7 protein-coding genes are annotated in these 6,492 nt (G+C 39.8%); 4 read left to right on the forward strand and 3 right to left on the reverse strand.

Features of this window, described 5'->3' with window-relative positions:
- The first annotated feature begins 84 nt into the window (after positions 1-84).
- The gene (locus AC1F2U_RS32650; protein ID WP_480264913.1) at positions 85-870 is read left to right on the forward strand and encodes a TrmH family RNA methyltransferase; all 786 of its coding nucleotides are present in this window, start codon (positions 85-87) and stop codon (positions 868-870) included.
- 11 nt (positions 871-881) lie between these two features.
- Here the strand turns inward: AC1F2U_RS32650 and AC1F2U_RS32655 are convergent, their stop codons facing one another.
- A complete protein-coding gene (locus tag AC1F2U_RS32655; RefSeq protein WP_480264914.1) occupies positions 882-1,130 on the reverse strand; it encodes a hypothetical protein in 249 nt (82 codons plus the stop codon).
- 287 nt (positions 1,131-1,417) lie between these two features.
- Here AC1F2U_RS32655 and AC1F2U_RS32660 point away from each other — a divergent pair, with 287 nt between their 5' ends.
- Both AC1F2U_RS32660 and AC1F2U_RS32665 read left to right on the forward strand, forming a co-directional pair.
- The gene (locus AC1F2U_RS32660) at positions 1,418-1,597 is read left to right on the forward strand and encodes a hypothetical protein (protein WP_480264915.1); all 180 of its coding nucleotides are present in this window, start codon (positions 1,418-1,420) and stop codon (positions 1,595-1,597) included.
- Complete coding sequence (locus tag AC1F2U_RS32665; protein WP_480264916.1) at positions 1,590-3,260, forward strand: dipeptide ABC transporter ATP-binding protein; 1,671 nt, start codon at positions 1,590-1,592, stop codon at positions 3,258-3,260. Before AC1F2U_RS32660 ends, AC1F2U_RS32665 begins: the two co-directional genes overlap by 8 nt.
- A gap of 160 nt (positions 3,261-3,420) precedes the next feature.
- Here the strand turns inward: AC1F2U_RS32665 and AC1F2U_RS32670 are convergent, their stop codons facing one another.
- Positions 3,421-4,365: a hypothetical protein gene (locus AC1F2U_RS32670; RefSeq protein ID WP_480264917.1), complete on the reverse strand. Its 945-nt coding sequence runs from the start codon at positions 4,363-4,365 to the stop codon at positions 3,421-3,423.
- Positions 4,366-4,990: 625 nt separating this feature from the next.
- Between AC1F2U_RS32670 and AC1F2U_RS32675 the strand changes: the two genes are divergently transcribed.
- Positions 4,991-5,494, forward strand: a complete 504-nt coding sequence (locus tag AC1F2U_RS32675) for an N-acetyltransferase family protein (RefSeq protein WP_480264918.1) — start codon at positions 4,991-4,993, stop codon at positions 5,492-5,494.
- Positions 5,495-5,553: 59 nt separating this feature from the next.
- Here AC1F2U_RS32675 and nadC read toward each other — a convergent pair whose 3' ends face one another.
- The gene (gene nadC, locus AC1F2U_RS32680) at positions 5,554-6,420 is read right to left on the reverse strand and encodes a carboxylating nicotinate-nucleotide diphosphorylase (protein ID WP_480264919.1); all 867 of its coding nucleotides are present in this window, start codon (positions 6,418-6,420) and stop codon (positions 5,554-5,556) included.
- Positions 6,421-6,492: the final 72 nt, after the last annotated feature.

The raw sequence follows: 6,492 nt of genomic DNA on the forward strand, positions 1-6,492 counted from the left end.
GTTAGGAGTTATAAGTTAAGAGTTATGAGTTGAAAAACAACTAAATTAACTCCTAATTACTAATTTCTAACTCTTAATTTTTTGATGTTGACCAGTTTACAGAATTCCCTAATCAAACAAATCCGCAAGCTGCACTCCACCAAGGAGAGGCATAAGCAACAGTTATTTTTACTAGAAGGGACGCACTTGTTAGAAGAAGCTTGTGCGGTCAATTACCCACTAGAAACAGTGTGTTGTACCCCAGATTGGCAAGTAGACCATTCTTCGCTGTGGGAAGAAGCTCGTAGTCGATGCGATCGCGCCGAAATTGTCAGTCAAGAAGTCTTGGATGCGATCGCGACCACAGTCCAACCGGATGGTGTAGTGGCAACGGCAAAACGAAGCAAACGCCAAACTCAACTACCATTTACTGGTTTAGTTCTAGCTTTAGAAACGGTACAAGATCCCGGCAACCTGGGTACAATGATCCGCACCGCCGCCGCCGCCGGAGCATCAGGGTTGTGGGTCAGTGGAGATAGTGTAGACTTAGATAGTCCTAAAGTTCTACGTGCTTCCGCAGGGCAATGGTTTCGCCTCGCAACAGCCGTAACCGAAGATTTAAAAGCGACAGTCCAACAAAGTCAGCAGGCAGGAATGCAGGTAGTGGCAACCTTACCCGATGCGACTTTAACTTATTGGGAAGTGGACTGGCGAAAACCCAGTATGATTTTACTGGGAAATGAAGGCGCTGGATTGTCGGCAGATTTAGCAGCGATCGCAGACCACCAAGTAAGAATTCCTTTGAGTCCTGGAGTGGAATCCTTGAATGTGGCGATCGCAGCCGCTTTAATGTTGTACGAAGCTCAACGGCAACTAATTTGTCAAGAATAAATTTTAACTTTTTACCCCAATTGGGTTTTTGTTATTTCTTCAAGATATTGTTCAATATCAGCAACTGCGTCCTCAAGAGCCGCTAAATCAATATCTATCAAGTCTCGATCGAGTTCGACTTCAGTAAAATTACTAGTATGCAGTTGGGGGATATCTTCTTCCTCAGTCGAACTTTCTTGTAAGACATCCTCCAACTGTTCGAGGGATTCTTGAAACACTCGATCGGCAGCGCGGCGCTGTTCTGGCTGATTTTGCTCCATAATATTAACTTGAAAATCCTGATTTACTGACTTAATTTTGATTCTAGTTCCTACAGATTTAAATTTTGCACTTATAACATCATAGTTGTGTGCTGTATCAACTTTAGCAGTGGTTATCAAGAATATCGATAGCTGTCTCCAATTAAGAGGAAGCAGAAGGCAGAAGGCAGAAGGCAGGAGGCAGGAGGAAAGAATTATGATTGATTACTTTAGTTGTGGGTCATTACCCTGTTTATAAAGAAGATATGGTACGACCATTAAGTGCCGTGAGATACAAACTAAGTCCAATGCTTTTAAACATAGGTTACTCTTACTTTATGAACGCGATCGCTACAGCTACACCAAATCAAGTTTGGCTACGTTTAGGTAAGTTTTATAAAACAGGTCTAATACTTAATTTGATAGACTATCCTAAATTTGAAATTATAAAAACTGGTAGCTCAGGGCTGATAACTAATTATGAGTGAAGCCTTATTCTGTATCGAAAATCTGCGAGTTGCCTATCCTGGGCGAAGTGGAGAAGAAGCAACCTGGGCGGTTGATGATGTATCTTTCACCTTGAAACCAGGTGAAAGAATGGGATTGGTGGGAGAGTCAGGTTGTGGTAAATCAACTATTGGACGGGCAGTAATGCGTTTACTACCATCCTCTAGCCGTATTGAGGGACAGGTGACATTTCAAGGACAGTCCGTGTTTGACTTGACACCTAATCAGTTACGGAAATTTCGGGGAGAGGCGATCGCCTTAATTTTTCAAGATCCCATGACACGCCTCGATCCGTTGATGACCATTGGTAAGCATTGTATCGAAACCCTCCAGGCGCACTCACCAGAATTATCAACGCGGGAAGCTAAAGAAAAAGCACTTGCTACCTTGGCAAAAGTGAATATTCCAGTCAGTCGCTGGAATCAGTATCCTCATGAGTTTAGCGGTGGAATGCGACAACGGGTAGCGATCGCTTTAGCTTTACTCCTCAACCCCAAGTTTATTGTTGCTGACGAACCCACTACCAGTTTAGATGTCACCGTATCCGCACAGATATTGCAAGAATTAACTCGCCTGTGCGGTGAAGAAAACATGGGATTGTTGCTGATTTCTCACGATTTAGCAATGGTGGCTGAGTATTGCGATCGCATTGGCGTGATGTACAACGGCAAGATGGTCGAAATGGGTGCTACAGAAACCGTATTTAGGCAACCTCAACATGAATATACGCGATCGCTTTTAAAAGCAGCATTACATATTCAAGCAGTAACTGATAGTGGAGAATTGATAATTGCCAATGACGAAGAAAAGCTATTACCGATTATTAATCAGCAATCTCCAATTTTGAGTGTTACAGAACTCAAGCAACACTACACTATAGAACCTAACTTTATCGAACGACTGCTTAACACACAAGCGCAGACAATTAAAGCAGTAGATGGAATCAACCTGGATCTTTATTCAGGAGAAATTCTCGGCTTAGTCGGGGAATCAGGTTGTGGTAAAAGCACGCTATCACGAACAATATTGCAACTAATTCGTCCCACTAGTGGCAAAGTTGAGTTTTTAGGACAGGATTTAACTAAACTATCGCGTCAAGAAATTCGTTCCTCGCGGCGACAAATACAAATGGTTTTTCAAGACCCTCATGCTTGTCTCAATCCAGCGATGACAGTGGGACAAAGTATTGCAGATCCTTTATTTATCCACAATTTAGCCAATCCTGCCAAAGCAAAAGAACAGGTTTTGTGGATGCTGAATAAAGTTGGCTTAACACCCCCAGGAGTGTATTATGAGCGTTATCCGTCGGATTTGTCTGGTGGACAACAGCAAAGAGTAGCGATCGCTCGTGCTTTGATTACTCACCCGAAACTCTTAATCTGCGATGAACCTGTGAGTATGTTAGACGCCAGCGTTCAGTCGCAGGTGCTAGATTTGATGTTGCAATTAAAGGAAGAGTTTGAGTTAACTTATCTATTCATCACTCACGACCTTTGGTTAGCTCGATTTTTGTGCGATCGGATTGCCGTAATGAATGGTGGTAAAATTGTCGAACTTGGTCTGACAAAAAAGATTTTTGCCAATCCTCAGCACCCTTATACCAAAACTTTACTAGCTGCTGCTCCCTTACTAGCACGTGCTTAACTAAAAGACTTCCAGTAAGAAAACACTCCATCGTAGTAAGGGCGTAAAGCTTTGCGCCCTTAAAAATTTACAAATAATTTGGGATAATTTATTTTTTGCAAGTTTCTAAATAAAATCAGAAGTGAGAAGTTTTAAACTCCTAATTCTTCACTCCTAACTCCTAACTATCTTCCCTTCCTTCAAGTAATCTAGTTGGTTCTCCACTCGAACTATAAAGTTCAACGAATCTTTTAAATAGCAATGCAGTTTCGTGATTTGAAGTTTTACTTAAGTTGAATAAACGCCCTATATTTTTTTCAGCTAAAGCTCTTAAATACGGCAAATCTTCCAATAGGGTCAAGCAAGAAGCAAAATGCAATATTATTTGTAATAATGGCTTTGGCCAGTCTAGGTCACTATAAATATCTATAAAAAATTGATGTTCTGAGTCATTTAACGGGAAAGCATGAAATATAACAATTATTCTTTTGTTATTGTAAACTGGGATACTTAGTTCAACAGTGTAAGGGGTATGTAATATTAAATCCACCTCTACAATAGGTTGTCGCCAAATTCTCAAAGGATTAGCTGGTGAGTCTAATATTGTTTGAAATTTAATTATTCCACCAGTATTTGTGGGCTGAAAGTGGCTAATTTGAAAAATTTTCAGGTTGTTAAGGCTAAACTTATGAACTGTTTCCAAATGCTTTAAGCTCAATAGATGATATATTTGGCAAATATAAGGAAACGGTAAAATATACTCCTGGCTTATCATGTGGAGCTTTTTTATTTGAAGCTTATTAGCTTGAGTGCGATCTAGATATTCTTGATACTGGCTGGGGTCTAAATCATTACTGTTGAAGCTTTCTTCCGGCTTTAGATATAACCAACTTACAAAAAAGAAAGAGGCTGTAAATAGCTGAAATATTTCTATAGGAGATAAATAACCATCGGCAAACGCGGCTATACTTCTATCCGTTATCCCAAAAAGCCAAGATGGAATCCCAAAAACCCAAATGCTACTTTTTATTTGATCTATAAAAAGTGCTATATCAACAAGTTTTGAAACATTAGTATTGTTATTGGTACTAAATTTATCCTTACTGTTCAAACAATGAATAGACATAGTACTTTTGCTTAATTTTAATTGGATTTTATATTAATTCTAAAGACCAATATATGGTATCAACCTCTATCTTTAGCTATATATGTAACTTGTAATTATTGAAGTAAACTGAAAACCAGTTTTTATTAAAATAGGTACAAATTACAATTGTTGTTATGTATAATTCTAAAACATCTCTATCTTTACTCATGATATAATTACTTGTAATCTATCCTGTTAATGTAATTGAGGTTTTATTATCTGATAGAAACTTTGATTAAAAAACAGTATATAAATATTCAGGTAAAATCTTTATTGTTTCTAACATGATAAATTTATCTATTTCTCTAGGATGAATACTGAATAATGCTTAAGAAAGAAAAAGTTAGAACTTAAAAATTTTCTTTGTTAAATAAAATACATTAAGTAGAATGTTGTAGTTTTACTCTAGTTATAACAGCTGCGGTGGCTTTTATAGTGACGCATTGCATACTTGGTAATAGGGTTAGCCATTATCTTATCTAAGGTAGACTATCCCTACATGACAAAGTATCTGTGACAATTACGATAGAAACCGTAGAATTGCTACTATTAACACTGTATTATTCTTAAATATTTTCTGAAGATTTTTTCTGAGACGGTAGCAATGACCATTCGCCATGCGACTGAAACTGACTTGCCTGCAATTGTGGCAATTTACAACACTGCAATTCCTAGCCGCATGGCAACTGCTGACTTAGAACCAGTATCTGTGGAAAGTCGCCTTGCTTGGTTTAAAGGGCGATCGCCTTCACAACGCCCACTTTGGGTAATCGAAGTAGAAGGAGTAATTGCTGGATGGCTTAGTTTCCAATCTTTTTATGGGCGACCTGCTTATAGTAAGACTGCCGAAATTAGTATTTATATCGCCCCTAGCTTTCATCGGTGTGGTTTGGGACGACAACTCTTAGCACAAGCAATTAGTGAAAGTCCTAGTTTGGGAATAAAGAGCCTAGTATGCTTCATTTTTGCCCATAATCAGCCCAGTTTAAAACTTTTTGAAACATTTGGTTTTCAATGTTGGGGACATTTACCTAAAATTGCCGAACTTGACAGCGTTGAACGGGACTTAGTAATCATGGGACTGCAAATTAATAAACCTGTTGTTTAAAGCGATCGCTATTTTTATTTTTTCTGTGCACTTATAAAGTATTACTGACATTTTGACAATTAAAGTACAATCCTCATACTCAGATCCAACCACTTCGATTGAGTAATCGGCGCACTGCTAGAAATATAGTCAACACCCGTTTCCGCCACGCCGCGAATCGTTTCCAAAGTCACATTCCCCGAAGCTTCAATTTTCACCCGACTATCCTCCTGGCGAATCAGGTGTACCGCCTGACGCATCATATCCAAAGACATATTGTCCAACATAATAATGTCAGCATTGTGCTGCAAAGCTTCTTTCACCTGCTCTAAACTTTCCGTCTCAACCTCTATAGTTAAGGGATAAGGAATCTGAGAACGAATACGGGTAACAGCCTCTCCAATCCCCCCAGCCGCCGCAATGTGATTATCTTTAATCATTACTGCATCATCCAACCCCATACGGTGATTAATTGCCCCGCCCAAAGCAGTCGCGTACTTTTCTAACAGTCTCAAACCTGGTGTAGTTTTACGCGTATCCACCAACTGAGCAGGTAAATCAGCAATTTTCTCTATATATATATTAGTCAGCGTAGCAATCCCACTCAACCGCATAGCCAAGTTGAGCGCGACTCGTTCCCCCATCAGCAACGCATCCAGCGAACCATGAATTTCAGCTACCACCTGTCCCGGCTCACACCGTGCACCTTCAGCCGCCACAGCCACAAAGCTGACTTTTTCATTCAAAATCTGAAACACCCTAGCTGCAACTGGTAAGCCAGTAATTATCCCTGAAGCTTTAGCGATCCATTTAGCAGAACCTAGCGTCACATCTTTAACTAGTAGTGTATTTGTTGTGCGATCGCCCCTGCCAATATCCTCTAACAACCAGCTACGCAACAGAGGATCTAAAACTAGCCTTGGCGGCAAAACAGCAGAATAGCTCACAGATTTGTTGCTTCCTTAGAGACTTCCAGCAATACTATAGCCTAAAACCCTTGTGCTCCAAGGCTTTGATAG

It is taken from the genome of Nostoc sp. LEGE 12454, from assembly GCF_056620565.1.

Coding starts and splice junctions, on each gene's coding strand:
- AC1F2U_RS32670 (WP_480264917.1), bottom strand. CDS start 4,365: ATGTCTATTCATTGTTTGAACAGTAAGGATAAATTTAGTACCAATAAC.
- AC1F2U_RS32655 (WP_480264914.1), bottom strand. CDS start 1,130: ATGGAGCAAAATCAGCCAGAACAGCGCCGCGCTGCCGATCGAGTGTTT.
- AC1F2U_RS32675 (WP_480264918.1), top strand. CDS start 4,991: ATGACCATTCGCCATGCGACTGAAACTGACTTGCCTGCAATTGTGGCA.
- AC1F2U_RS32665 (WP_480264916.1), top strand. CDS start 1,590: ATGAGTGAAGCCTTATTCTGTATCGAAAATCTGCGAGTTGCCTATCCT.
- AC1F2U_RS32650 (WP_480264913.1), top strand. CDS start 85: ATGTTGACCAGTTTACAGAATTCCCTAATCAAACAAATCCGCAAGCTG.
- AC1F2U_RS32660 (WP_480264915.1), top strand. CDS start 1,418: ATGCTTTTAAACATAGGTTACTCTTACTTTATGAACGCGATCGCTACA.